Here is a 26353-nt window from a genome sequence, read left to right on the forward strand (position 1 = left end):
GCCCATGGCCCGCGGGTGTGGTGTGAATGCTGCGGGCAGGGTCAGTCGATGCGGAACTCGAAGTGCTGCTCGACTTCCACGCTGCCGGGCCTGGCCTTGCAGCGGTACTGGCTGATGGCCTGGCGGATCGCATTCTGGAAGGCCGGCTCGCCGTCGCTGACCCGCACGTTGACCGGATGGCCCTGCGCATCGACTTCGTAGGTGGCCTTGAACTTGAAGGTCCCCAGCAGGTTCACCACCGGCACGTCAGGGCGCACCATCGTCGGGCAGATGGCGGAGGCAGTCAGGGGCGCCTTCCCCTGGCCCCCCCCTTTGGCGGCAGGCGTGGCCTGCTCCGCGCGCAGGGCCTGGACGGCGCCAGCGGCGAGCACGGCGAGCGCGCAGACGGTCAGGCGGCCGGCGCGTCGGCGCCACAGGGACAGGGAAGCGGCGGTCTTGAGCATGTCGATCCTCTCCTTCAAGGGATGCGTGGGCTGCCAGGCCGAGGCAGCGATCGGTACGGCAAACTGGACGTCGGACTTGAGCAGGGCCCGTGCGTATCCGCGCCACTGCTCCGGTCGGGAGCGCAGGAGGGTGGCGTCGCAGGCCAGCTCCTGGTCATGGCGCAAGGCGGGCACCGCCCACCACAGCAGCGGGTTGAACCAGGCCCCGGCCTGCAGCAGCGCCGCCAGCAGCCGGACCGCGTTGTCCTGCCGGCGGGCATGAAGCGTCTCATGGGCCCGGATCCACTGCTGTTCCTGCGCGCTGAAGCGCTCCTCGAAATCCATCGGCAGCAGCAGGCGCGGCCGCCACACCCCCAGCAGTCCGGGCGAGCTGCCGCGGGGGGTGCGCAGGCAACGGCCTGCATCGACGGGCAGCCCCTTCACGAAGCGCCGGTGTCGCAGGGTCTGAACGAGCAGAAGGCCCGCAGCGCCCAATCCCCAGGCCAGCAGCCAGACGGATGGGCCAGCGGTGGCCAGGGGGGTGGACGGCAGGGCGCTGACGGCTCCCGACCAGATGACGGGGTCGAGCGCGAGCCGGGGGAGGCCGGCGTCCGGCATCAGGGCCCCGGCGAGGCACAGCAGTGGCAGCAGCCACAGCGCATAGGCCTCCTGCGCCCCGGCCAGCCGGCGCACGGGCCGTCGAAGCAGGGCCACGGCGACGAGGCCGAGACTCAGTCCCAGGTGCGCCTGCCAGAGCGTCCGTACCAGCGCGTCCAGGGTCTCAGTGCTCATCGTCGTGCTCCTTGAGCAGCTGGCGCAGGGCCTCGGCGTCCTCGGGGCTCAGCTTGCGATGGGCGGAGAAATGCGCCACCAGCGGGGAGAGCCGGCCGCCGAACACGCGGTCCACGAGCCCGAGGGACTCCTTGCCTTCCCACTGGGCCCGCTCGATCAGCGGCTCGTAGAGGTAGCGTCGGCCCTCGCGCTCAGCCTTCACCGCGCCCTTGTTGAGCAGGCGGTTCAGGAGCGTCTTCACGGTGCCCAGCTGCCAGCCGTCCTGCGCGGGCAGGGCGGCCAGGATGTCCTCGGCACTGAGCGGATGGCGGCCCCACAGGGCCTGCATGATCTGGGATTCGGCGTCGGAGATGCTGCTCATGATTCGACAACAGTTGTTGACGAATTAATTGTCAACAGGCGTTGTCGAATTGGCCAGCTATGGGAAACCCGGGGATCCTCGGCGCGCGGACGTCAGTGGGGGGGCGGAATGATGCGCTCGCGCAGCGCGTCCCAGACGGGCGTCAGCCGGCCGGAGAGTGCGGGGAGCTTGCCGAGGTCCGTGTGGCTCTCGTCGGGGCTGTGGAAGTCAGAGCCGCGCGAGGCCAGGAGGCCGAATTCCAGGGCGGTCTCGGTGTACTTCGCGGCCTCGGCGGCCGTGTGGCTGCCGGTGACGACCTCGATGCCGCGGCCGCCATGGGCCATGAACTCGGTGATGAGCGCGTATTCCTCGGTCGGCGTGAAGTCGTAGCGGCCGGGGTGGGCGATGACGGCCACGCCGCCGGCCTGGGTGACCCAGCGCACGGCATCGGCGAGGCGCGCCCAGCGGTGGGGCACGAAGCCCGGCTTGCCCTCGGTGAGGAAGCGCCGGAAGACGTCGGGCACGTCCTGGCAATGGCCGGCGTCGACGAGGAAGCGGGCGAAGTGGGTGCGGGAGATCAGCTCCGGGTTGCCGACGTACTTCAGCGCGCCTTCGTAGGCGTCCTTGATGCCGACCTTGGCGAGGCCCTCCGCCATCTCGCGTGCGCGCTCGCCGCGGCCGCCGCGGGTCTCGCGCAGGCCCTGGACCAGCGCGGCGTCCTCGTGGTCGAAACCGAGCCCCACGATGTGCACGACGCGGCCCGCGAAGGTGACGGAGATCTCGCAGCCCGTCAGGTAGTGCATGCCCAGGCGGCCGGCCGCGGCGAGGGCGCGGGCCTGGCCGCCCACCTCGTCGTGGTCGGTCAGGGCCCACAGCTCGACGCCGTTGGCGTGCGCGCGGGTGGCGACGGCCTCCGGCTCCAGCGTGCCGTCAGACACCTTGGAGTGGCAGTGGAGGTCGGCGTTGCTCAGGGCATGGATGGTGTTCACGCCGCCATTCTAGGGGGCCGATGCGCGGGGCTCGCTGCGCTGCAGCAATGTCCCTGCACCCGCCGCGGCGGGGGGCGGGGGCTTCATGCGGGCGTCATGCGGGCTTCACGCGTGCCGGGCCGTGACCCGGAAGCTGCTGATCGCGGCGCTGAGCCCCACGGCCTGGTCCCGCAGGCTGCTGGCGGCGGCCGCGCCCTGCTCGACGAGGGCGGCGTTCTGCTGCGTCATCTGGTCGAGGTTGGTGATCGCCTGCCCCACCTCGTTGATGCTGGTGCTCTGCTCCTGCGTGGAGGCCGTGATCTCGCCCATGATGTCCGTGACCCGCTGCACGGAGCTCACGATCTCGTTCATGGTCGTGCCCGCGTCCTGCACCAGGCTGGCGCCGGCCTCGATGCGGTCCATGGAGCCGGTGATCAGCGTCTTGATCTCCTTCGCGGCCTCGGCGCTGCGCTGCGCGAGCGAGCGCACCTCGCCGGCCACGACCGCGAAGCCGCGGCCCTGCTCGCCGGCGCGCGCCGCTTCCACCGCGGCGTTCAGGGCGAGGATGTTGGTCTGGAAGGCGATGCCGTCGATCACGCCGATGATGTCGCCGATCTTGCGCGAGCTCGTGCTGATCTCGCCCATGGTCTGCACGACCTGCTGGACGACGTCGCCGCCGCGCTGTGCCACGCTGGACGCGCTGCTCGCGAGCTGGTTGGCCTGGCGGGCGGCGTCGGCGTTGTGGCGCACGTTCTCCGTCAGCTGCTCCATCGAGGAGGCGGTCTCCTCCAGGCTGGCGGCGGCCTGCTCGGTGCGGGACGAGAGGTCATGGTTGCCCGTCGCGACCTCCGAGGCCGCCACCTGGATGGACTCCGAGCCCTCGCGCACCTTGATCACGATGCTGCGCAGGCCCTCCTGCATGTGCAACAGGCTCGTGGACAGCGCGGTCAGCTCGTCCTTGCCCTCGATGTGCAGGTGCTCGTCGAGATTGCCGTTCTCCACGGCCGAGGCGAAGGCCATGCCCTGCTGGATGGGCAGCAGCAGCGAGTGGGCGATGCGCCAGCCGATGAAGGCCGCGAGGCCCATGCCGGCCAGCAGCGCGACGACGATGACCGTGGTGATGGTGCCGTAGACGCCGGCGATCTTGTCGTGGGCGATCTCGATGAAGCGGTCCACCGTCTTGAGTGCCTCCTCGAGGCCCTGCTCGGCCTGGTCGACGGCCTTCTTGGCCTCGCGCGGGGCGTCCCAGGCGCCTTTGAGGTCGCTGGCCATGTCGCCCTTGGAGAGCTGGGCCATGACCGGCACCATGCCGCTGCGGTAGGCGTCGAAGTTGCTGCGGATGGTGCCCAGGCCTTCCCGGACCTTGGGGTCCTTGACCCGCTGCTCGAGGTCCTTGAGCCCGGCGTCCGCGGACTTCATGGCGGCCTCCCAGCGCTCCTGGGCGCGCTTGAAGTCAGCCACGCCGATGGCGGCGAAGATCATGTCCTTCTCGTAGCGGCGCGCGGTGAGCATGCCGGCGCGCAGGTCGTCCACGCTGCGCAGCGAGGCGACGACGGAGGTGTTGAAAGTCTCGAAGGCACCGAACATGGCCCGGGTGGCCATCCAGCCGCCGCCGCCGAGCACCAGCATGAGCAGCACCATCAGGCCGAAGGCGAGGCCGAGGCGGGCCTTGATGGACAGTTGTCGCAGCATGGCGTCTCCTTGTTATTGCATGCGTCTAGGGCGCGCCACGCCTGATGTCGTCTCAGGCCGGACCGGGCGCGGCCCTCAAGCATGCGCCAGGCGCGACTTGGGCAGCAAGGAGAAAAGAGGGGGCGCGTGGCGCCAATCCTGCAGTGACCGACCGGGCGGTCTGTGCCGTGGGCGGCGGGCCGCCGGGCCTCAGACGATCGCCTCGACCACCATCTGCACGCGCTGCTGCCCCTGGTACTCGTCCAGGCTCAGCCGGTAGGCCATGCGGGCCTGCTCGGGCACCGGGTCGGTGTGACCGAACCAGATGGCGTCCCGCAGCAGGCCGCCCTGGCGCACCCGCAGCTTGAGGTGGCGCTCGCCCACGATGCGCTGCGCCACGATCTGCACCTCGTCGCAGAACAGCGGCGCCTCGAAGGCCTGGCCCCAGACCTGGGCGTCCAGCTCCTGCACCGTCTGCGCATTGAAGGCGTCGGGCGGCAGCGGGCCGTCGGTGCGCAGGGTGCGCTGCAAGGCGCCTTCGTCCAGCCATTCGGCGGCGACGGCGGTGAGCGCCTCGCGGAAGGGCTGCACGCCGCCCTCCGCCAGCGTACAGCCGGCCGCCATCGCATGGCCGCCGAACTTCTTGAGCAGATCAGGGTGGCGCTTGGAGATCAGGTCCAGGGCGTCTCGCAGGTGGAAGCCGGCGATGGAGCGCCCGGAGCCCTTGAGCTGGCCGTCCGCGCCGCGCGCCAGCACAAAGGTGGGGCGGTGGGCGGCGTCCTTGATGCGCGAGGCCACGATGCCGACGACGCCTTCGTGGAAGTCCTCGTCGAAGATCACCAGGGCCGGCGGCGTCTGCGTCTCGAGCTGGGTGCGCAGGCGGGCGAGCTGGGCCTCGGCCTGCTCGCGCATGCCGGCCTCGATCTCGCGGCGCTCGCGGTTGATGGTGTCCAGCAGCTGCGCCAGCTCGAGGGCGCGCGCGGGATCCTCGCAGAGCAGGCATTCGATGCCCACGGTCATGTCGGACAGCCGCCCGGCCGCGTTGATGCGCGGGCCCAGCGCGAAGCCGAGGTCGAAGGCATTGGCGCGCGCGGCATCGCGGCCCGCGGCCGTGAACAGCGCCGCCACGCCGGGCTGCATGCGGCCGTTGCGCATGCGGCGCAGGCCCTGCGCCACGAGGCGGCGGTTGTTGGCGTCCAGCCTGACGACGTCGGCCACGGTGCCCAGGGCGACGAGGTCCAGCAGGCCGTCGAGGCGCGGCTGCTCGCGCCCTTCGAAGGCGCCCCGGCGGCGCAGCTCGCTGCGCAGGGCGAGCAGCACGTAGAAGGCCACGCCCACGCCGGCGAGGTTCTTGCTCTCGAAGCCGCAGCCGGGCTGGCTCGGGTTGACCAGCGCGTCGGCCTGCGGCAGCTGCACGACGTCCTCCACCAGCGCCGGGAGGTGGTGGTCGGTGACCAGCACCTTGAGCCCCAGCGCCTTCGCGTGGGCCACGCCGGCCAGGCTGGCGATGCCGTTGTCCACCGTCATCAGCAGCTGGGGCTGCAGCGGCAGGGCCAGCTCGACGATGGCCGGCGTGAGGCCGTAGCCGTGGATGGCGCGGTCCGGCACGACGTAGTGCAGGGTGTCAGGTCTTGCCCCCAGCAGGCCGAGGCCGCGCAGGGCGACGGCGCAGGCGGTGGCGCCGTCGCAGTCGTAATCGGCGACAAGGCAGATGCGGTCGCCGGCCTGCACGGCATCCGCCAGCAGCGCCGCGGCGGCCTCGATGCCCTTGAGGCCCTCGGGCGGGAGCAGCTTGTCCAGGCCGGCATCGAGCTCGTCGGCGCTGCGGACGCCGCGGGCGGCGAAGAGCCGGGCCAGCAGCGGCGTAAAGCCGGCCTGCTCCAGGGTCCAGGCCGCACGGGGCGGGGCGTCGCGGGTCACGAGGGTGGGGGCGGTGCTCACAGGCGCTCCAGCAGGCGGTTGGACAGGCCGCGGGCCGGGCGCAGGGCGGCAAGCAGGCGTTCGGGCCAGCGGCGGGGCCGAGGCTGCAGCGTGGCGGCCAGGCGTTCGCCGGCGAGGCTCAGCGTGGCGGTGCCGGCTCGCAGCGCGGGCACAAGCGGGCGCAGGCGCTCGGCGTCGAGCGCGCGCCAGGCCTCGGCCCAGGCGGCCCAGTCACCGCTGATCCAGGCGGCGCGCAGCCGCTCGTCGACCTCCACCCCTGCGGACAGGGCCTGACGGGGCGCGGGGCCGCAGCCCCAGATCCAGACGCTGTTGATCGGCCGCTGCCCCTCGGCCTCTCGGGCGGCATTGAGCGGGTGCCCATGCAGCGTCATCTGGGCCTCCATCTGCAGGCGGCGCAGCAGGCGCGGCTCCGGCAGCCAGGCATCGACATTGCGATGGATGACGCGGTCCAGGCTCGCCGTGGGCAGGCCCGCCAGCTGCTCGTGGGCCAGGAACCACTGGCCGGGCGCGAGATGGCGGCGGGTCCAGCCCTCGTCCTCGGGGAACAGCGGGGCGAGGGCGTCGAAGAAGGCCTGCGACCGGGCCTCGTCGAGGTCCAGGGCCGCCGGGTCCAGCGCCGTGACCTGGTCACTGCCGACATCGCAGTGCAGGGGGGTGAGTCGTGCCCAGGCGAGCGCGCCGGGCGCCTGCCCCGCCTGCGCCAGCGCCCACGCGGCCAGCGGGGCGGGCGTGTCGGGGGGCAGGCCGCACAGCGAGGCCAGCAGGCGTTCGTGCGGCAGCTCGAGGCTGTACTCGTCGGGCGCGCCCGTCTCGAGCGGGGCGGTACCGCCCGCCAGGCCGCCCGGGGTGAGGAAGGCCAGGGCGCTGTCCAGGGCCGGCAGGGAGAGTTCCGCCAGCGCGGCCAGGGCCTGCGGATCCGCGGCGCTGGCATAGGGAATCACGAGATGCATGGGGCGGATTATCCGGTCTCGCGCCAGGGGGCACCGGCGCGCTGTCATCGGCCGGCCATGTTCCCGACATGCCGGCGACACCTGCCAGGCGCAAGCTGCCGGGCATGCCGCACGACACCCTTCTGGCGCGCGTCGCCACGCTGGTTCCCGCTGTCGCAGTCCCGCCGGCGCCCCGCGAGCCGGGCGGGACGGACGAACCGCGGCCCCGCCTGCGGGTGCGGACCGTCTGGATCTCCGACCTGCACCTGGGCACGCCGGGCTGCCAGGCGGGCCACCTGCTGGAGTTCCTGCGCGCGGTGGAGTGTGAGCAGCTCTTCCTCGTGGGCGACATCATCGACGGCTGGCAGCTGCGGCGCAGCTGGTACTGGCCGCAGGCCCACAACGACGTCGTGCAGAAGCTGCTGCGCAAGGCGCGCAAGGGCTGCCGCGTGATCTTCATCCCCGGCAACCACGACGAGTTCGCCCGCAAGTATGTGCAGCACAGCTTCGGCGGCATCGAGGTGGCCGAGGACTGGATTCACGAGACCGCCGACGGCCGCAAGCTCTGGATCACGCACGGCGACCTCTTCGATGGCGTGATCCAGTGCGCCAAGTGGCTGGCGCACGTGGGGGATTCGCTCTACGAGTTCACGCTGCGGCTGAACCGCCACCTCAACCGCCTGCGGGCGCGGATGGGGTTGCCGTACTGGAGCCTGTCCCGCTACCTCAAGCTCAAGGTCAAGCGCGCCATGAGCTATGTCTCCCAGTTCGAGGAGGCGGTGGCCCGCGAGGCCCGGCGCCGCGGGGTGCACGGGGTGGTCTGCGGGCACATTCACCATGCCGAACTGCGCGAGATCGACGGTGTGCTCTACGCCAACGACGGCGACTGGGTCGAGAGCCTCACGGCCCTGGTCGAGCACCCGGACGGGCGGCTGGAGATCCTGGACTGGACGGCCTTCAGCCAGCGCGGCGACGCGGCATGCGAGGATCGCACGGTCACCGCGCCTGCCGGACCCCCTGCCGACCGGCGTCATGCGCCTGTCACGATGCCTTCATAAAGTGAGGCCATGACCCTGATGCCATCCGCCCTGCTGAACCGCGAACAAGCCATCCTGGAATTCAACGCCCGGGTGCTGGCCCAGGCGCAGCGCGAGGACGTGCCCCTGTTGGAGCGGCTGCGCTATGTGTGCATCGTGTCGTCCAACCTGGACGAGTTCTTCGAGGTGCGCTTCGCCGACATGCTGGACGCCGCCCGCGAGCCGGGCAGCGCCGTGAGCAACCGCGACATCGAGCGCGTGGCCGGCGAGGCCCATGCGCTGATCGACCGCCAGTACGACGTGTTCAACGAGCAGATCATGCCCAGGCTCCTGGAGCAGGGCATCGTGATCCACAACCACGCCGATCGTGACGAGGCGCAGCGACACTGGGTCTCCCGCTTCTTCGAGCGCGAGGTCAAGCCCCTGCTGGTGCCCGTGGGCCTGGACCCGGCCCATCCCTTCCCGCAGGTGGCCAACAAGTCCCTGCACTTCGTGGTGAGGCTCTCGGGCAAGGATGCCTTCGGGCGCGACAACCGCATCGCCATCGTCAAGGTGCCGCGCGTGCTGCCGCGCGTGATCAAGCTGCCGGCGCAGATCAGCGGCGGGCGGCAGGTCTTCGTGCTGCTGACCAGCGTGATCCGCGCCCACCTGGAGGACCTGTTCCCGGGGCGGCAGGTGGAGTCCTTCTCGCAGTTCCGCGTGACCCGCGATTCGGATCTGGAGGTGGACGAGGAGGAGGTGGCCAATCTGCGCCACGCCCTGCGCTCGGGCCTCACCACGCGCCACTTCGGCCGCGCCGTGCGCCTGGAGGTGGTCAACAGCTGCCCCGAGGAGCTGTCGCGCTTTCTGCTGGAGCAGTTCCAGCTGCCGCACGCGGCCCTGTACCGCGTCAACGGGCCGGTGAACCTGGTGCGGCTCAACGAGCTGATCGACCTGACCGACGCGCCCGAGCTGCGCTTCCCGCCCCACGAGCCCCTGTGGCCGCAGGCCAGCCTGCCGCGCCAGAAGCGCTGCTTCGAGCGCCTGCGCAAGGGCGACGTGCTGCTTCACCATCCCTTCGAGAGCTTCGAGCCCGTCGTGCAGTTCCTGCGCGAGGCCGTCGAGGATCCGGACGTGCTGGCCATCAAGCAGACCATCTACCGCACGGGCAGCCAGTCCGTGCTGATGGACCTGCTGATCGAGGCGGCCCGCCGTGGCAAGGAGGTGATGGCGGTGGTGGAGCTCAAGGCCCGCTTCGACGAGGAGGCCAACATCAACTGGGCGGAGCGGCTGGAGGCCGTCGGCGCGCAGGTGGTCTACGGCATCGTCGGCTTGAAGACCCACGCCAAGATGCTGCTGGTGACGCGGCGCGAGGGCAAGCCCGGCGGCAAGCACGTGCTGCGTCGCTATGCCCATCTCTCGACGGGCAACTACAACCCCAAGACCGCGCGGCTGTACACCGACATTGGCTGCCTCACCGCCGACCCGGACCTCACGTCCGACATCGACAACGTCTTTCGCCAGCTGGCCTCGCTGGGCAAGGCGCGGCCGGCGAAGCGCCTGCTGCTGGCGCCCTTCCACATGCACGAGCGCATGGTGGCCTCCCTCGCCCAGGTCGAGCAGGCCGCGCGCGAAGGCCGGACGGCGCGGGTGGTGCTCAAGGTCAATGCGCTGACGGATGCCGAGCTGATCCATGCGCTGCTGCGCTGTGGCCAGGCGGGCGCGGACATCGACCTCATCGTGCGCGGCGCCTGCATGCTGCCGCCGCAGCTGCCGGGCATCTCCGACCGCATCCGGGTGCGCTCGGTGGTGGGGCGCTTCCTGGAGCACTCGCGGGTGAGCTATTTCCGCTGGGGCGACGGCGAGGACGACGAGGCGCTGTACCTGTCGAGCGCCGACTGGATGAGCCGCAACATGTTCCGCCGCATCGAGGTGGCGTGGCCGGTGCTGGATGCGAAGCTGCGCCAGCGGCTCATCGACGAGACGCTGCAGCCCTATCTGCATGACAGTCTCGATGCCTGGGAGCAGCTGCCGGACGGGCACTACCGCCGCATCGAGGGGCCCGGGCTGAGCGCCCAGCAGGCGCTGATGCGCCGTTACGCCGTCGAGTGATCGCCGGGCGCGTCCGTGCGCCCGGCCCCGTTCACGCCTGCAGGACCAGCTTCAGCCGGCCCAGCTTGCGCCAGGCCTCCAGCTCCTCGTTGAGCAGGTACAGCGCGCGGGGATGCGCCTCCGCCCAGCCCTCGCTCATGCGCACCGTGACCTGATCCCCGTCGCGCAGCAGGCGCATGGCCTGCACGTCGATCGGCTGGCGCGCGTGGCACTTGATGAGCGCCAGGCGCAGCGCCAGCAGCTGCCAGAGCAGGGTCTCGTCCTGCAGCTCCGTCTCGAGCTTGCGCAGGCCGCCGCGCTGGCCGAGCGCGAGATCGCCCAGGCGGTGCAGCTGGTTCTGCGAGAAGCCGGGGGCGTCGACATGCGCGAGCAGGTAGGCGCTGTGGCGGTGGTGGTCATGGTGCGAGACCATCATGCCGATCTCGTGCAGCCGGGCCGCCCAGGCCAGCTCGCGCTGGCGCTCGCGCTCGGCCTTGGGCGCCAGCTGCTGGTGCAGATGCAGGGTCAGGTCTTGCACGCGCTGGGCCTGCTCGGTGTCCACGCCGAAGCGCAGTTGCAGGGCTGCCACGGACTGGTCGCGCATGTCCCGGCCGCGGCTCAGCTCGCCCTGGCTGGCCTGCAGGCGCTCCGCGAGGTCGAACACCACGCCCTGGCGCAGCGCGCCCTTGGCCGGCTGCAGGCGCTCGATCTGGAACTGCGTCAGGAGCGTGTAGAGGATGCACAGGCCGCCGCCGACGACGGCACGTCGGTCGTCCTTGAGGCCCGGCAGGTCGAGGGCGTCCATGTGCCCGGCGGCCAGGCAGCGCTCGATGCACCAGCGCAGCGCCTCGGGCGTGATCGAGCCGTCGGTGACGCCGCTGGCCGCCAGCAGCTGCGAGACGGCGCCCACCGTGCCCGAGGAGCCCAGCGCCTCCTGCCACACCGGCTGCGAGCGCTCGCGGGCGAAGAGGTTCAGCGCCTCCTCCAGCTCGGCGCCCGCGGCGACCTGTGCGGCGCGGAAGGCTTCCGGCGTGAACCGGCCGTCCGGGAAATAGCGCAGGGAGAGGCTCACGCTGCCGATCTGGAAGGACTCGGCCTTCAGCGGCTTGCGGCCCAGGCCCAGGATCATCTCGGTGGAGCGGCCGCCGATGTCGATCACCAGGCGCGGCCGCTCGGAGGGCTGCAGCCGCGCCACGCCCGCGAAGATCAGCCGGGCTTCCTCACGGCCGGAGATCACCTCGATGCCGTGCCCCAGTGTCTTCTGGGCCGTCGCGAGGAAGGCGTTGCGGTTGCGGGCCTCGCGCAGCGTCTGCGTCGCCACGGCACGCACGCGGGCGGCGGGGAAGTCCCGCAGGTGCTCCGCGAAGCCGGCCAGGCAGTCCAGGCCGCGCTGCATGGCTTCGTCGGTCAGCATGCCGTCGGCATCCAGGCCGGCGCCCAGGCGCACGGTCTTCTTCAGGTAGAGCTGGCGCTTGTACTGGCCGCGGTGCAGCTGGGCGATCTCCAGCCGGAAGCTGTTGGAGCCCATGTCGATGGCGGCCAGGGGCTCGCCAGCGCCGGCGGACGGGGCGGGCAGGGATTCGGAACGGAGCGCATTCATGGCGCAGGATTGTCGCGGCGGAAGGGGCCTGTCTTTGTGTAAGAACGCCGCTTTTGTGTCAGCGGTGTGGTGGCCGGCACGAAGCGCCCCTGCGCAACGGCCCAGGGGCGGCCACGCGCCTGTCATGCGGGCAGCGCACGCGCCGGGCGAGGGCCATTGACAGGTCTGAGAGAATCCCGGGATGTGCAAACCCTGAAGGCGCGCCACCCTGGTGCGCCTTTCGTTGTCGGGCGCCGGGAGTTGCGGCGCGCCACGCTTCACGCATGACCCTCACCTACATCCTGCTCGCGACCTTCGTCGGCGGCCTGCTCTCCGTGCTGATCGCCGCCAGCCTGACGGTGGCCCTGCTCGGGCGCGTCGTGCGCCACCTGGTGAGCCTCTCCACCGGCGTGCTGCTGGCCACGGCCCTGCTGCACGTGCTCCCCGAGGCCTTCGAGCGCCAGGCCAGCCCGCATGCGCTGTTCATGACGCTGCTGGGCGGGCTGATGTTCTTCTTCCTGCTGGAGAAGGCGGAGCTGTACCGCCACACGCACCACCACGAGGGCGATGGCCACCACCACCATCACCACTTCGATGCCGAGCAGGCGGGGCGGGGCGGGCTCTCGGTGCTGGTGGGGGACAGCATCCACAATTTCTGCGACGGCCTGATCATCGCGGCGGCCTTCCTGGCCGATCAGCACCTGGGCTGGGTGACGGCGGCGGCCATCGTCGCCCACGAGATCCCGCAGGAGGTGGGCGACTACATCGTGCTGCTCAACGCCGGCTTCAGCCGCGGCAAGGCGCTGCTGTTCAACGCGCTGTCGGGCCTGGCCGCCGTGCTGGGCGGCCTGCTGGGCTACTTCATCGTCGGGCCCTGGGAGTCGATGTTCCCGTATCTGCTGGTGCTCGCCTCCAGCAGCTTCATCTACGTGGCCGTGGCGGACCTGATTCCCCAGCTGCAGCGCCGCCTGCCCTGGAAGGAGACGGCCGCGCAGCTGTTCTGGCTGGCCGCGGGCATGGGCTTCATCGTGCTGGTGCTGGGCAGCCGCCACTGACGTGAAAAAGCCCGCCGACGGGGCGGGCTTCGGGGCGGCGCGGGCCGGGCTTCAGCGCACCACGAGGACCGGGATGGTCGAGTGGGTCAGCACCTTCTGCGTCTCGCTGCCCAGCAGCAGGGCCTGCACGCCGCGGCGGCCGTGCGAGGCCATCACCACCAGATCGGCCTCGACGCGCTTGGCGTGCTCGATGATGGCCTCCCACGGGTGCAGGGCCTCGATGCTGTGCGCCTCGGCGGGCACGCCGGCCTTCTCGGCGGCCGCCAGGACAGTCTTCAGGCGGCCCTGGGCGATGCGCTCCTGGGCGTCGAAGAACTCCTGCGGCGGCGTCGGCTGCATCTCGGACACGGCGCTGTAGGGGAAGGGTTCCTTCACGCTGATCGCGAAGATCTTGGCGCCCAGCTCCTGGGCCAGGGCGAGGGCCTGTTCGAGGGCCTTGGCGGTGATGTCGGAACCGTCGGTCGGGACGATGATGCGCTTGTACATGCGAGCCTCCTGTGAGCTGAACCTGAAAGCCTTGGGTGAAGACCTCGCCGGGCTTCTTCGGCCACCGTGTGGGGGGCTGCCGAAGTCCGGTGCTGATGCGTCAAGTGTTGCTGTTCAGTAGGCGGCGGCGCTTGCGCTATGTCAAGGCTCCGGCGGGCTTCGCCGCGGCGGCAACAGGGGCTCAGCCCTGGGCCACGGGCCGGCGCGGGTCCGCCGACCATTCGCTCCAGGAGCCCGGGTACAGGCGCGAGCCGTGCAGGCCGGCGTGCTCCATGGCCAGCAGGTTGTGGCAGGCCGTGACGCCCGAGCCGCACTGGTGCACCACCTCCGGCGCCGCGAAGGGGGGCAACAGGGCCTCGAACTCGGCACGCAGCGCCTCCGCGGGCTTGAAGCGGCCGTCGGCCTGCAGGTTGTCCTTGAAGAAGCGGTTCAGCGCGCCGGGGATGTGGCCGGCCTGCCGGTCCAGCGGCTCGACCTCGCCGCGGAAGCGCTCGCCTGCGCGGGCATCCAGCAGGCGCACGCGGCCCAGCCGGGCCTGCAGGGCGTCGGCATTCAGCGAGGGCGCGAGGGGGGCGCTCGCCTGGAAGCTGCCAGGCTGCGCAGTCGGCACCTCGGTGACGAGCGCGCCGCCAGCGGCCTGCCAGGCGGCGATGCCACCGTCTAGCACGGCGACGGCCTCGTGCCCCAGCCAGCGCAGCATCCACCACACGCGCGCGGCGTACATGCCGCCCTGGCCGTCATAGGCCACCACCTGCTGGCCGGGCTCCAGGCCGAGCGCCGCCAGGCGCTGGGCGAAGGCACTCGGCTCGGGCAGGGGATGGCGGCCGGTGAAGACCTGACCCTCGCCCGCCCTCGGGCCGCTGAGGTCGCGGTCCAGGTGCAGGTAATGGGCGCCGGGCAGGTGGCCGGCGGCATAGGCGCGTTCGCCGGCGGCGGTGTCGGCCAGGTCGAAACTCACGTCGAGCAGCAGGGGCGGGCGGGCGCCGGCCCGCAGCGCTTGCAGGTCCTCGGCGGAGATCAGGGTCGTGTGGCTCATGATTCGGTCGCGGGATGGGAGCTGTCGGGGGGAAGGCTGCGATGGCGCAGCAGCGTGGCCGCAAGGCCGGCGCCGACGATCAGCAGCATGCCCAGTATCGCAGCGGGGTTCAGGCGCTCGTCGAAGACCCAGACGCCGTAGAGGCAGGAGAAGACGATGCCCAGGTACTGCAGGCTGGCATTCACCAGCGTGCGGCCCTTGCGGTAGGCCGCGGTCATCAGCAGCTGCGCGGCGGTGGCGAGCAGGCCCACCGCCAGCAGCAGCGCGAGCCCGCGGGCGCTGTGCGCGTGCCAGGCCTGCGGCTGGCCCCATTGCTGCACCCCGTTCACCAGGGCGCCGGCCACCGCGCCGCCGCAGGAGAAGTAGAAGACGATGCGGTACTCCGGCTCACCCGCCCGGCCGAGGGCCGTCACCTGCAGGTAGGCCAGCGCCGACAGCATGCCCGACAGCAGCCCGACAAGCCCGTGCCAGGCCTGGTCCTGCTGCATGCTGGGGCGCAGCACCAGGGCCACGCCGAGGAAGCCGACCAGCACGGTGGCGATGAGCCGCCCGTCCGCCGCCCGCCCGCCCATCAGCACGGCGCCGCCGATCAGGAACAGCGCCATCCACACGGAGGACATGTAGTTCAGCGTCATGGCCGTCGGCAGGGGCAGCTTGCCGATGGCATAGAACCACAGCGACAGCGCGATGACCCCGGAGAGGCTGCGCCAGAAGTGCATGGCCGGCACGGCGGTGCGCAGGCTCAGCCCGCGCGCGAGCACGAGGCTTCCCACCATCGCCACGCCGACGAGGCCGCGGTACATGACGATCTCACCCGCGCCGTACTCGGCCGAGGCCAGCTTCACGCACACGCCCATGGTGGCGAACAGCAGGGTGGCCAGGGCCATCATGAGGGAAGCGGGCATCGTGCGGCGGACTGTATCGGCAAAGAAAAACCGCCCAGGGCGCGGGGCCGATGGGCGGTTGGCGGACGCGTGGGCGTCAGAACTTCATCTCGCGGCGGTACCACTCATGGAAGTGCTTCATGCCGTCCTCCATGGGGCTCTGGTAGGGGCCGACCTCGTTGTCGCCGCGGTCCATCAGGGCCTTGCGGCCCCAGTCCATGCGCAGCGCGATCTCGTCGTCCTCGATGCAGGTCTCCATGTAGGCGGCCTGGTTGGCCTCGACGAACTCGCGCTCGAAGGCGGCGATTTCCTCGGGGTAGTAGAACTCGACGATGTTGGTCGTCTTCTGCGGACCCTTGGGGTGCAGGGTCGAGACCACGAGCACGTGCGGGTACCACTCGACCATGATGTGCGGGTACAGCGTCAGCCAGATCGCGCCCTGCTCGGGCGGCTGGCCGTTGCGGAAGCCCAGCACCTGCTGGTGCCACTTCTTGTAGACGGGCGAGCCCGGCGTCTTCAGGTCCTTGTGGATGCCGACGGTCTGCACCGAGTGGTTGGTGCCGAACTCCCAGGCGAGGTCGTCACAGGTGACGAACTGGCCGAGGCCCGGGTGGAAGGGGCCGACGTGGTAGTCCTCGAGGTAGACCTCGATGAAGGTCTTCCAGTTGTAGTCGCACTCGTGGACCTGGACCTTGTCGAGCACATAGCCGCTGAAGTCGAGATCGCGGGCCTTGGCGATGCGCGAGAGCTCGCCGGCGATGTCGCGGCCGTTGTCCTCGAACAGCAGGCCGTTCCATTCCCGCAGCTGGTAGCGGTTCAGGTGCTGGCAGGGGTCGTGGTCGAAGTGCGGGGCGCCGACGAGCGTGCCCTTGAGGTCGTAGGTCCAGCGATGCAGCGGGCAGACGATGTTGCTCTTCGTGTTGCCACGGCCGCGCAGCATCACCGCCTGGCGGTGGCGGCAGACGTTGGAGATCAGCTCGATGCCGTCGGGCGTGCGCACGAGCGCGCGCCCCTCGCCCTCCTGGGGCAGGGCGTGGTAGTCGCCGACCTCGGGCACGCTCAGGGCATGGCCAAGGTAGCGGGGTCCGGCCTGGAAGATGAGTTCAAGTTCCCTGCGGAACAAGCCCTCGTCGAAGTAGGAAGAAACCGGCAGCTGGGTAACGCTGCTGTCAAGCGCTGAGAGAGTGAGGCTCAGGTCGGACATGATCCAAGAGGGTCTCCAAGAAACCAATGTCAACCCCCCGGGCCCGTCACCAGGGCGACGACCGCGTGGGTTGCGTCTGAGGGTGCGGAACCGGGTTTGTGTCAAAAAGCCCGGCCGATCGCAGCGCGACTGCCGGGCTCCCAAGGCTCGCGACCCATCATGGCGGGCGGCGGGCGAGGGCGGGATTGTAGCCGGGGTCGGGCGTGCCTGCCTGCTGAGCTGGATCAACCATGAGGGGCTTTGGCCGGTACGCACTCGTTACATTGCTCCAAATGGATCCGGCCGCGCCATGTTGGCACCCCACTACAATGCGCCTTTCGCATTTCTATGAGCAAAGTCACAGCGACTCCCCATCCGGCCCCCGGCAGTCCCGACGCGGCGGCCCTGGATCTCAGCTACGAGCAGGCGCTCGGGGAGCTGGAGCGACTCGTGGCTGCAATGGAGGCGGGGCAGTTGCCCCTGGATCAGCTCCTGGACAGCTACCGTCGCGGTGCGACGCTCCTGGCCCTGTGCCGGGACCGCCTGCAGGCCGTCGAGCAGCAGGTCAAGGTGCTTGAGACGGGCGAGATGCGTCCGTGGGAGGACGAATAACGAATGGATGCAGGCGTGTTTGATCAATGGGCCGCGCGCAGTCTGGCGCAGGTGGAACAGGCATTGGATGAATGGACGCCGGCCGATGCCCCGGCAGGTCTCGGCGAGGCCATGCGCTATGCCGTGCTTGGCGCCGGCAAGCGGCTGCGCCCGCTCCTGGTGCTTGCAGCGGCCGAGGCGGCCCAGTCGTCGTGCGAGGCTGCGCTGCGTGCCGCCTGCGCGGTCGAGCTGATCCACGCCTACTCCCTGGTCCATGACGACATGCCCTGCATGGACAACGACGTCCTGCGCCGCGGCAAGCCCACGGTGCACGTCCAGTTCGGCGAGGCCCAGGCCATGCTGGCGGGCGACGCCATGCAGGCCCTGGCCTTCGAGGTGCTGACGCCCGACGGCGGCATGGACGCCGCCCTGCAGGCCCGCCTGTGCCGCCTGCTGGCCCGCGCTTCCGGCCATGCCGGCATGGCGGGGGGGCAGGCCATCGACCTCGCCAGCATCGGCAAGTCCCTCGACGAGACCGCCCTGCGCGACATGCACCGCCGCAAGACGGGCGTGCTGCTGCAGGCCAGCGTGCTGATGGGCGCCGCCTGCGGCGACGTCTCCGGCGCGGCCTGGCAGTCGCTCAGCGACTACGGCGCGGCCCTGGGGCTCGCGTTCCAGGTCGTGGACGACATCCTGGACGTCACCCAGGACTCCGCCGTGCTCGGCAAGACCGCCGGCAAGGACCAGGCCTGTGACAAGCCCACCTACGTGAGCCTGATGGGCCTCGACGGTGCCCGCGCCTACGCCGAGCAGCTGCGGGCCCAGGCCCATGCGGCTCTCGCCGCCAGCGGCCTCGAGAACACCGCCTGGCTCAGCGTGCTGGCCGACAAGGTCGTGGACCGCGACAACTGACCCAAGAAGAAGAGCAGGGTTCCCTCATGAGCTTTCCCTTGCTGCAGACCATTGACAGCCCCGCTGACCTGCGTCGCCTCCCGCGTGCGCAGCTCAAGCAGCTGGCGGACGAGCTGCGCGCCTATGTGCTGGAGAGCGTGTCCAAGACGGGCGGCCACCTGGGCTCCAACCTGGGCACGGTCGAGCTGACCGTTGCGCTGCACTACGTCTTCAACACGCCGGAAGACCGCCTCGTGTGGGACGTGGGCCACCAGACCTACCCCCACAAGGTGCTGACGGGTCGCCGCGACCGCATGCCCGGCCTGCGCCAGCTTGGCGGCATCAGCGGCTTCCCGCGCCGCGACGAGAGCGAGTACGACACCTTCGGGACCGGCCATTCCTCCACCTCGATCTCGGCCGCGCATGGCATGGCCATGGCGGCCAAGATCAAGGGCGAGGACCGCAAGGCCGTGGCCATCATCGGCGACGGTGCCATGACGGCCGGCATGGCCTTCGAGGCCCTCAACAACGCGGGCGTCGCGCACGGTGGCCTGATGGGCGACGTGCTGGTGATCCTGAACGACAACGACATGTCGATCAGCCCGCCCGTCGGCGCCCTCAACAAGTACCTGGCCCGCCTGATGAGCGGCAGCTTCTATGCCGCCGCCCGCGAAGGCGCCAAGAGCGTGCTCAAGAACACGCCCCTGTACGAGTTCGCCCGCCGCTTCGAGGAGCACACCAAGGGCATGGTCGTGCCCGGCACGATCTTCGAGGAGTTCGGCTTCAACTACGTGGGCCCGATCGACGGCCACGACCTCGACTCGCTCATCCCCACGCTCGAGAACCTGCGCGACCGCGGCGGCCCGCAGTTCCTGCACGTGGTCACGAAGAAGGGCGCCGGCTACAAGCTCGCCGAGGCCGACCCGGTCAAGTACCACGCCGCCTCGGGCAAGTTCGACCCGGCGGTGGGCTTCGTCAAGTCGGCCACGCCGGCCAAGCCGACCTTCACCCAGATCTTCGGCGAGTGGCTCTGTGACATGGCCGAGCAGGACCCGCGCCTCGTCGGCATCACGCCGGCCATGCGCGAGGGCTCGGGCATGGTGGAGTTCCACAAGCGCTTCCCCACGCGCTACCACGACGTCGGCATTGCCGAGCAGCATTCGGTGACCTTCGCCGCGGGCCTGGCCTGCGAGGGCCTGAAGCCCGTGGTGGCGATCTACTCGACCTTCCTGCAGCGCGCCTATGACCAGCTGGTCCATGACGTCGCCCTGCAGAACCTGGACGTGCTCTTCGCACTCGACCGCGCCGGCCTCGTGGGCGCGGACGGCGCCACGCACGCCGGCAACTACGACATCGCCTTCACCCGCTGCATCCCGCTCATGAGCGTGCTGACCCCGGCGGACGAGAACGAATGCCGCCAGGCGCTCTACACCGGCTACCAGCACGTGGGCCCGGTCACGGTGCGCTACCCGCGCGGTGCCGGCGTGGGCACGGCTATCGAGAAGGACATGCAGGCCTGGCCCTGGGGCAAGGGCGAGATCCGTCGCGAGTCCGGCAAGGCCCAGGGCCGTGCGGGCGCGCCGCGCATCGCCATCCTGGCCTTCGGCACGGTGCTCTACCCGGCGCTGCAGGCCGCCGAGCAGCTGGACGCCACGGTGGCCAACATGCGCTTCGTGAAGCCGCTCGATGTGGACCTCGTCCGCCAGCTGGCCGAGAGCCACGACGCTTTCGTGACCGTCGAGGAAGGCTGCATCATGGGCGGCGCCGGCAGTGCCGTGATGGAGGCCCTGCAGGCGATGGGCCTGAACCTGCCCGTGCTGCAGCTGGGCCTGCCTGACCAGTTCGTCGAGCATGGCGACCCGGCCAAGCTGATGGCCCAGTGCGGGCTCGATGCCGCCGGCATCGCCCAGTCCATCCTGCAGCGTTTCGGCGCGCGACCCGAGCTGCTGCGCCCGGCCGCGAACGAGTGAGGCGGGGCCCGGGCCGCGGCTCGCGCGGCCGCCGCCTGAAGTCACGCGGTCGGCGTTTTTAGAGACCTTGCCCGCACGGGGTTTCCCCTGGCCGTGTCATGCTTGCGGCTTCCGGCGCCATCCCGGCCGGCCGCTCCAGAATTCTATGAACCAAGTCACCAGCAGCCTCCACATCCCCGACACCCAGAGCGAGCGCGACGAGCGCCACCTCGTGATCCAGCGCGTCGGGGTCAAGGAGGTGCGCTATCCGCTGCAGCTGCGCCTGGGCAAGGATGCCCAGCCGACCGTCGGGACCTGGGCGCTGGACGTGCTGCTGCCGGCCGAGAAGAAGGGCACGCACATGTCCCGCTTCGTGGCCTGGCTGGATGCGCTGAAGGACCCGCTGGACGCCGGCGTGCTGCGCAGCCTGCACGAGCAGATGCTGGCGAAGCTGGAGGCGCGCGACGGCCGCATCGAGGTGCGATTCACCTTCTTCCTGCGCAAGCGGGCGCCGGTGTCGGGCATCGAGAGTCTGCTCGACTACGAAGGCGCCTTCATCACCGAGACCCGTGACGGCCGCAGCCGTGTGTGGCTGGAAATCGCGGCGCCGGTGAAGAGCCTGTGCCCCTGCTCCAAGGAAATCTCCGACTACGGCGCCCACAACCAGCGCTCGCGGGTCACCATCCGCGTCGAGCTGCTCGACGACAGTCTGGGCCTGGCCGAGCTGGTCCGTGTGGCCGAGCAGAGCGCTTCCAGCGAGATCTGGCCGCTGCTCAAGCGCGCCGATGAGAAGTGGATCACCGAGCACGCCTACGAGAACCCCAAGTTCGTCGAGGACCTCGTGCGCGACGTGGCCCTGCGGCTGAATGCCGAGCCGCGCATCGGCGCCTACCGGGCCGAGGTCGAGAACTTCGAGTCCATCCACAACCACAGCGCCTACGCCTGCATCGAGCGCTGCTGAGGCCGCCGACGGTGGCCCGGACACCACAGCCGGGTCTCGGGACTTGCCCGAAGCTGCACCGCGAACGGTGACATTCGGCCGCTCCGCCCCCCGGAGCGGCCGAATTTTCTTCGGCGCCCCGTCCAGTCCAATCAAGGACCAGCTGGGCCCGGGGTCTGCGGGTCATCACGGAGGAGCGTCTGTGCGCTCATCGCCCAGCGACCATGGCTAGGCGGGCATGCCCGCGCCCGCGTTCGTCAATGGCGAACATGACGTTCGTCACGGGGCGCGGTTAGCGCAGTTCCTGCCGGTCCGCCAGGGGGCTGGGCCGCGAACGTGGCACGCCGGCCTCACTGTTTTGCTGCCGGAACTCAGCGAAACATTCGGCGCCCGTCTCCAAAGAATGGCGACGCCAGACAGCGGAACTCTCGAAGTCCGCGTGTGGCAAGCGCCGCATCGGTCGCCCGACCGGTGCATGGGACGAGGGACAGGCCACGCCGAGCGCGGGCCTCACGCAGGAGTACTTCCAATGAATCAGTCGTTGAGCCAGCGCCCGCGCTGGGTTCTGGGTGCCGTGGCCGCTGCGGCCCTGGCGTGCACGGCCGCCGTGGCGGACGAAGCCCCCAAGCAGCTGGAGCGCGTCGTCATCGTCGGCTCGAACCTCAAGCGCATCGACGCCGAAGGCCCGTCGCCGATCCAGGTGTACAAGCGCGCCGACATCGAGGCCACCGGGGCCACCACGCTGGTGGACGCGCTCTTCACCATGAGCTCGACCACCGGCGGCTTCGACGGCAGCGACAGCAACTCCTTTGCCCCCGGCGCCGCGGCCGTGGCGCTGCGCGGCATGGGCGAGAAGAACGTGCTCGTGCTGCTGAACGGCCGTCGCCTGGCCAACTATGGCTTTGCCCAGGGCACCGACTCGACCTTCGTGGACCTGAACAGCCTGCCGCTGTCGGCCATCGACGAAATCCAGGTCCTGCGTGACGGGGCGTCCGCCATCTACGGCTCGGACGCCGTGGCGGGCGTGATCAACTTCGTCACCCGTCGAGACTTCAAGGGCCTGGAGCTGGGGGCCAAGTACTCGCAGAACACGGCCGGGGACCTGAAGACCGGCTCGGCCAATCTGACGGCGGGCTTTGGCGACCTCGCCCGCGACCGCTTCAACCTGCTGGCCACGCTGGACCTGTTCCAGCGCGGTGCCAAGATCGCCGGCAAGCACGAGTTCACCCGCACCAATGACCTGCGCCCCCTCGGCGGCCAGGACAACCGTGCCACCACGCGGGGCCCGGGCTCCTACTACAACGCGGGGACGGGCGCGCGCCATGCCATGCCGGGTTGCGTCGCACCGTCCGTCGTGGAGGTGGATGACCGGGGCGATGAATACTGCCGCACGGACGTGGACCCGGCGACCCAGCTCTCGCCCCGGCTGAACCGGGCCACCGGCATCGTCGTCGGCACCCTGGAACTCGGCAAGGACACGCAGCTCTTCGGTGAGCTCTCGCTGAACCGCAACAAGGCGACCTGGGCCGACGGCTTCCAGAGCATCGAGACCTACCAGGCCGACCGCTACATCATGCCCGACTGGGGCTCCTACAAGGACGCGCTGGGCCAGGGCGATCCGCTCATGGTGTTCCGCTCGGTGTACGAGGCCGGCCAGTCGCAGTCGCGCATGGTGTCTGACAACAGCCGCCTGCTGGTGGGCGCGCGCGGCGCGATCGGCGCCTACGACTGGGAAGCGGCCGCCAGCGCCAGCCGCAATGCGCTGTCGCTGACCCAGGATGGCCTGCTCAAGCGCGACGCCGTCACGCAGGCCCTGGAGACCGGCAGCTACGACCCCTTCGCACTGAAGAACCCCGAATCGGCCTGGCGCCCGCTGCTGACGTCGGTGGAGCGCACCGCCTCGTCCCGGCTGAGTACCCTGGACGCGAAGATCAGCAACCCCGAGGCCTTCCAGCTCGGCGGCCCCGTGGGCGTCGCTGCAGGCGTGCAGTTCATGAGCGAGTCCATGCGTGACACGCCGGACGCCCAGATCCAGGCGCACAACATCGAGAACTACGGGGGCACCGGCTCCGACGGCAGCCGCCGCGTGAGCTCGGCCTTCGTCGAGGTGAGCCTGCAGCCGGTCAAGAAGCTGGAGGTGCAGCTGGCCCTGCGCAGCGACCACTACAGCGACTTCGGCAGCACGGTGAACCCGAAGGTGGCTGTCGCCTTCCGGCCGACGCAGAGCGTCCTGCTGCGCGGGGGCTACAACACGGCCTTCAAGGCCCCGACCCTGCCGCAGATGCACATGGCCCAGACCACGGCGTACTCCTCCGGCGTGGCCGACTGGATCCGCTGCCGCCCGCTGGGCTACGGCCCCGACCAGTGCCACTACTACCCGAAGATGCTGCTGGTCTCGAACACGGAGCTGAAGCCCGAGAAGACCAAGATCGCCTCGTTCGGCGCGGTGTTCAACCCGACCCGCGACTTCCTGCTCAGCCTGGACTACTACCACCTCGAGCAGCGTGACGCGATCCAGCTGCTGGATGGCCAGTACCTGCTGGACCACGAGTTCGACACCCCGGGCTTTGACAAGCTGGTGATCCGCGATCCGCGCAATCCGGCGCTGGAGGCGCGCTACCCCGGCCTGCGCCATGGCCGCCTCAACACCATCGTCACGCCCTTCATCAACGTGGGCCGCGTGAAGACGGACGGCATGGACCTGGAAGGCCGCTACGCCTTCGACGTGGCCGGGGGCCGGGTCTCGGTGCGCAACGAGCTGAACTACCAGTTCCACTTCAAGCAGTCGGACGTGCAGGACCAGGATCCGACCGAGCGCCTGGACAGCTACTACCGCCCCAAGTGGCGCAATGTGCTGAGCCTGGGTTACGAGCGGGGCGCCTGGGGCGGCACCCTGCGTGCCAACACCAGCGCGAGCGTGCTGAACATCGACGACCCGACGCACATCCAGGACGGCCAGACGGTGGATCGCCTGCCGAGCTACACGACGCTCGACGTCAACGTCCGGTACAAGGGCTTCAAGAACATGGTCGTGAATGCCGGCATCTCGAACCTGACGGACAAGCGCCCGCGCTTCGCCACGCAGTACGGCAGCTTCCTGGATGGCACCGACGGCCCCAACGCCTACGTCAGCGTCCGCTACAGCTTCTACTGATGCCTGCGGCGGGGCCTTCGTGGCCCCGTCCGGACAGCCAAGGCCCGCCTCGCGGGCCTTTTTCATGGCGAGTCGCCGCGGCCGCCGCCACTGGCCTCCTTGAGCTGGGTGTCCAGGCGCTGCCGGACCTCGTCGGCCTGCCGGCGCAGGCCCTGCACGAAGGCCGGCAGCTGCGCGTGCCGGCTGCGCAGCTGCGGCTGCACGAGGTACACGCGGTAGGGCACCGACACCGTGAGGCGCCGCAGCTGCAGGCCGCGCCCGCTGAAGCTCAGGGCCGTCAGCGGGTTGAGGACGCTCACGCCGAGGCCCTGGCGCACGCACTCGCAGATGGCGGCGGCGCTGGGCGTCTCGAGCTGCAGGCGCCGCCCGACGCCGGCCGCCTCGAAGAGCGCATCCAGCTGCAGGCGGTAGGGATCCTGGCTGGCGAGGCTGATGAAGGCCGCGTCGTGCAGGTCGTCCAGTGCGAGCTGTGCGCGGGCCAGCAGCGGATGCCCATCCGGCAGCACGCAGACCTCGTCGGCCTCGAACAGGAGCTCCCCCCGCGTGCCCGCGGGCGCCTGCGCCTGCTCAGTCAGCCCGAGGTCGAAGCGCTGCTCGCTGAGCCATTCCTCAAGCAGCGGCGACTCCTGTGGCGTGATGCGCACGCGACCTTCCGGGGCCAGGTCTTGCCAGCGCCGGCAGGCGCCAGGCAGCAGGGCCTGCGTGAGGGCCGGCAGGCTGAGCACCTCCAGCACCGAGTCCTGGCCCTGCGCCAGTGAACGCGCGCGCTGCACGATGCGGTCCAGACCCGCGTAGCTGCGCTGCACCTCCTCGAAGAGCACCAGCGCGGCCTGCGTCGCTTTGAGCCGGCCCCGGACGCGGTCGAAGAGGGCGTAGCCCAGCAGGTACTCCAGGCGGGCGAGCTCCCGGCTCAGTGTGGGCTGCGAGGTGTGCAGGCTGCGCGCCGCCTCGCTCACGCCGCCGCTGAGCATCAGCGCGCGGAAGATCTCGATGTGCCGGTGGCTGATCAAGGCGTGGTTCATGGCTTGAGCATATCCATTTTGAATTGATTGTGAACAAGATGCTATTTGCTGATATGGATTGCGCGCGGCATGCTGCGAGGCATCCCGATCCTTCCTGGTGCCGACCATGACCCTGCCCCTGAACCCCGCCCGCATCCAGCAACTGGCCCAGCAGTTCGGCACGCCGCTGTGGACCTACGACGCGCCCACCATCCGCGAGCGCATCAATGCACTGAAGTCCTTCGACACCATCCGCTTCGCGCAGAAGGCCTGCTCCAACACCCACCTGCTGCGCCTCATGCGCGAGCAGGGCGTGAAGGTGGATGCCGTTTCACGCGGCGAGATCCTGCGTGCCCTGGCCGCCGGCTACCAGCCCGGCACGCCCGCGCAGGAGATCGTCTTCACCGCCGACCTGCTGGATCGTGCGACGCTGGACACGGTCGTCGAGCACCGCATCCCTGTGAATGCCGGCTCCATCGACATGCTGCGCCAGCTGGGCCCGCGCTCGGCCGCTCACCCGGTGTGGCTGCGCATCAACCCCGGCTTCGGCCACGGCCACAGCAACAAGACCAACACCGGCGGCGAGCACAGCAAGCACGGGATCTGGCACGCGGAGCTGGGCGCGGCGCTGGCCGAGGTGAAGGCGCAGGGCCTGCAGCTCTACGGCCTGCACATGCACATCGGCTCCGGCGTGGACTACCGCCACCTGGCCCAGGTCTGCGACGCCATGGTCGATCTGGTGAAGCAGGTGAAGGCCGCGGGCCTGGACCTGCAGGCGATCTCCAGCGGCGGCGGGCTCTCCATTCCCTACCGCGAAGGCGATCCGGTGGTGGACACCGCGCACTACTTCGGCCTGTGGGACACCGCCCGCCAGCAGGCCGGCGCGCTGCTGGGGCACGCCCTGCACCTGGAGATCGAGCCGGGACGCTACCTGGTGGCCGAGTCCGGCAGCCTGATCACCGAGGTGCGCGCCGTCAAGGATGCGGGCCGCAATCACTTCATGATGGTGGATGCCGGCTTCAACGAGCTGATGCGCCCCGCCATGTACGGCGCCTTCCACGCCATGAGCCTGGTCCCGGCCGACGCCGCGGCGCGCCCGTCGCGCCCCACGGTCGTGGCCGGTCCGCTGTGCGAGTCGGGGGATGTCTTCACCCAGGGCGATGGTGGCGAGGTGCAGCCGCAGCCGCTGCCGCAGGCCCGCGTGGGCGACCTGCTGGTGATCCATGACACCGGGGCCTATGGCGCCTCGATGTCCAGCAACTACAACTCCCGCCCCCTGATCGCCGAGGTGCTGCTGGACGGCGAGACGGCCCGCCTCATCCGCCGCCGCCAGACGGTGGAGGAGCTGCTGGCCCTGGAAACCGGCCTGTGAAGGCCGCGTGACAGGGAATTTCTATCGAATCGTCCATTTGATAGGGGTGTTCAATAGCCAGG

21 protein-coding genes are annotated in these 26353 nt (G+C 70.3%); 9 read left to right on the forward strand and 12 right to left on the reverse strand.

All coding sequences use genetic code 11. The features are described 5' to 3' along the window. Window positions 1–41: 41 nt before the first annotated feature. From QRD43_RS14220 to QRD43_RS14245, 6 genes are all read right to left on the reverse strand, one after another. Window positions 42–1214 carry a M56 family metallopeptidase gene (locus tag QRD43_RS14220; protein WP_285983120.1) on the reverse strand — a complete coding sequence of 391 codons (1173 nt, stop codon included), beginning with the start codon at window positions 1212–1214 and terminating at the stop codon, window positions 42–44. Beyond that, a complete protein-coding gene (locus QRD43_RS14225; protein ID WP_285983121.1) occupies window positions 1204–1575 on the reverse strand; it encodes a BlaI/MecI/CopY family transcriptional regulator in 372 nt (123 codons plus the stop codon). Before QRD43_RS14225 ends, QRD43_RS14220 begins: the two co-directional genes overlap by 11 nt. Before the next feature lie 92 nt (window positions 1576–1667). Continuing rightward, a complete protein-coding gene (locus tag QRD43_RS14230; protein WP_285983202.1) occupies window positions 1668–2534 on the reverse strand; it encodes a 3',5'-nucleoside bisphosphate phosphatase in 867 nt (288 codons plus the stop codon). Window positions 2535–2648: 114 nt separating this feature from the next. Then, entirely contained in the window at window positions 2649–4214 is a 1566-nt protein-coding gene (locus QRD43_RS14235) for a methyl-accepting chemotaxis protein (protein WP_285983122.1), read from the reverse strand. Window positions 4215–4403: 189 nt separating this feature from the next. Continuing rightward, the gene (recJ, locus tag QRD43_RS14240; RefSeq protein ID WP_285983123.1) at window positions 4404–6134 is read right to left on the reverse strand and encodes a single-stranded-DNA-specific exonuclease RecJ; all 1731 of its coding nucleotides are present in this window, start codon (window positions 6132–6134) and stop codon (window positions 4404–4406) included. Further along, complete coding sequence (locus tag QRD43_RS14245; protein ID WP_285983124.1) at window positions 6131–7084, reverse strand: hypothetical protein; 954 nt, start codon at window positions 7082–7084, stop codon at window positions 6131–6133. Before QRD43_RS14245 ends, recJ begins: the two co-directional genes overlap by 4 nt. Window positions 7085–7188: 104 nt before the next feature. Here QRD43_RS14245 and QRD43_RS14250 point away from each other — a divergent pair, with 104 nt between their 5' ends. Together QRD43_RS14250 and ppk1 are read left to right on the forward strand one after the other, a co-directional pair. Beyond that, window positions 7189–8121: a UDP-2,3-diacylglucosamine diphosphatase gene (locus QRD43_RS14250; protein WP_285983125.1), complete on the forward strand. Its 933-nt coding sequence runs from the start codon at window positions 7189–7191 to the stop codon at window positions 8119–8121. A 9-nt stretch (window positions 8122–8130) separates the two neighbouring features. Continuing rightward, window positions 8131–10191: a polyphosphate kinase 1 gene (gene ppk1 / locus QRD43_RS14255; RefSeq protein WP_285983126.1), complete on the forward strand. Its 2061-nt coding sequence runs from the start codon at window positions 8131–8133 to the stop codon at window positions 10189–10191. 31 nt (window positions 10192–10222) lie between these two features. Here ppk1 and QRD43_RS14260 read toward each other — a convergent pair whose 3' ends face one another. After that, the gene (locus tag QRD43_RS14260; protein WP_285983127.1) at window positions 10223–11770 is read right to left on the reverse strand and encodes a Ppx/GppA phosphatase family protein; all 1548 of its coding nucleotides are present in this window, start codon (window positions 11768–11770) and stop codon (window positions 10223–10225) included. 263 nt (window positions 11771–12033) lie between these two features. On the opposite strand from QRD43_RS14260, the gene QRD43_RS14265 reads away from it, so the two are divergent. Beyond that, window positions 12034–12804 carry a ZIP family metal transporter gene (locus tag QRD43_RS14265; protein ID WP_285983128.1) on the forward strand — a complete coding sequence of 257 codons (771 nt, stop codon included), beginning with the start codon at window positions 12034–12036 and terminating at the stop codon, window positions 12802–12804. Window positions 12805–12855: 51 nt separating this feature from the next. Here QRD43_RS14265 and QRD43_RS14270 read toward each other — a convergent pair whose 3' ends face one another. The 4 genes from QRD43_RS14270 to QRD43_RS14285 form a co-directional block, all read right to left on the reverse strand. After that, window positions 12856–13290, reverse strand: coding sequence for a universal stress protein (locus QRD43_RS14270; RefSeq protein ID WP_285983129.1), 435 nt, complete (start codon window positions 13288–13290; stop codon window positions 12856–12858). A gap of 181 nt (window positions 13291–13471) precedes the next feature. Beyond that, window positions 13472–14326, reverse strand: a complete 855-nt coding sequence (locus QRD43_RS14275) for a sulfurtransferase (protein ID WP_285983130.1) — start codon at window positions 14324–14326, stop codon at window positions 13472–13474. Beyond that, window positions 14323–15231: a DMT family transporter gene (locus tag QRD43_RS14280; RefSeq protein ID WP_285983131.1), complete on the reverse strand. Its 909-nt coding sequence runs from the start codon at window positions 15229–15231 to the stop codon at window positions 14323–14325. Before QRD43_RS14280 ends, QRD43_RS14275 begins: the two co-directional genes overlap by 4 nt. Window positions 15232–15307: 76 nt before the next feature. Then, entirely contained in the window at window positions 15308–16414 is a 1107-nt protein-coding gene (locus QRD43_RS14285) for an aromatic ring-hydroxylating oxygenase subunit alpha (protein ID WP_285983132.1), read from the reverse strand. Between the two features lie 327 nt (window positions 16415–16741). Here QRD43_RS14285 and xseB point away from each other — a divergent pair, with 327 nt between their 5' ends. From xseB to QRD43_RS14310, 5 genes are all read left to right on the forward strand, one after another. After that, entirely contained in the window at window positions 16742–17005 is a 264-nt protein-coding gene (xseB, locus tag QRD43_RS14290) for an exodeoxyribonuclease VII small subunit (protein ID WP_285983133.1), read from the forward strand. A 3-nt stretch (window positions 17006–17008) separates the two neighbouring features. After that, window positions 17009–17896, forward strand: coding sequence for a polyprenyl synthetase family protein (locus tag QRD43_RS14295; protein ID WP_285983134.1), 888 nt, complete (start codon window positions 17009–17011; stop codon window positions 17894–17896). Between the two features lie 26 nt (window positions 17897–17922). Further along, window positions 17923–19845: a 1-deoxy-D-xylulose-5-phosphate synthase gene (gene dxs, locus QRD43_RS14300; protein ID WP_285983135.1), complete on the forward strand. Its 1923-nt coding sequence runs from the start codon at window positions 17923–17925 to the stop codon at window positions 19843–19845. 145 nt (window positions 19846–19990) lie between these two features. Continuing rightward, window positions 19991–20785 carry a GTP cyclohydrolase FolE2 gene (folE2, locus tag QRD43_RS14305; RefSeq protein WP_285983136.1) on the forward strand — a complete coding sequence of 265 codons (795 nt, stop codon included), beginning with the start codon at window positions 19991–19993 and terminating at the stop codon, window positions 20783–20785. A gap of 508 nt (window positions 20786–21293) precedes the next feature. Next, complete coding sequence (locus QRD43_RS14310) at window positions 21294–23918, forward strand: TonB-dependent receptor plug domain-containing protein (RefSeq protein WP_285983137.1); 2625 nt, start codon at window positions 21294–21296, stop codon at window positions 23916–23918. A gap of 62 nt (window positions 23919–23980) precedes the next feature. On the opposite strand, the gene QRD43_RS14315 is transcribed toward QRD43_RS14310, so the two are convergent. Beyond that, complete coding sequence (locus QRD43_RS14315; protein ID WP_285983138.1) at window positions 23981–24940, reverse strand: LysR family transcriptional regulator; 960 nt, start codon at window positions 24938–24940, stop codon at window positions 23981–23983. Between the two features lie 106 nt (window positions 24941–25046). Between QRD43_RS14315 and lysA the strand changes: the two genes are divergently transcribed. Then, window positions 25047–26291, forward strand: coding sequence for a diaminopimelate decarboxylase (gene lysA / locus QRD43_RS14320; protein WP_285983139.1), 1245 nt, complete (start codon window positions 25047–25049; stop codon window positions 26289–26291). Window positions 26292–26353 lie beyond the last annotated feature (62 nt).

The sequence above is a fragment of the Roseateles subflavus genome (genome assembly GCF_030285365.1).
Classification (GTDB): Bacteria; Pseudomonadota; Gammaproteobacteria; order Burkholderiales; family Burkholderiaceae_C; genus Roseateles_B; species Roseateles_B subflavus.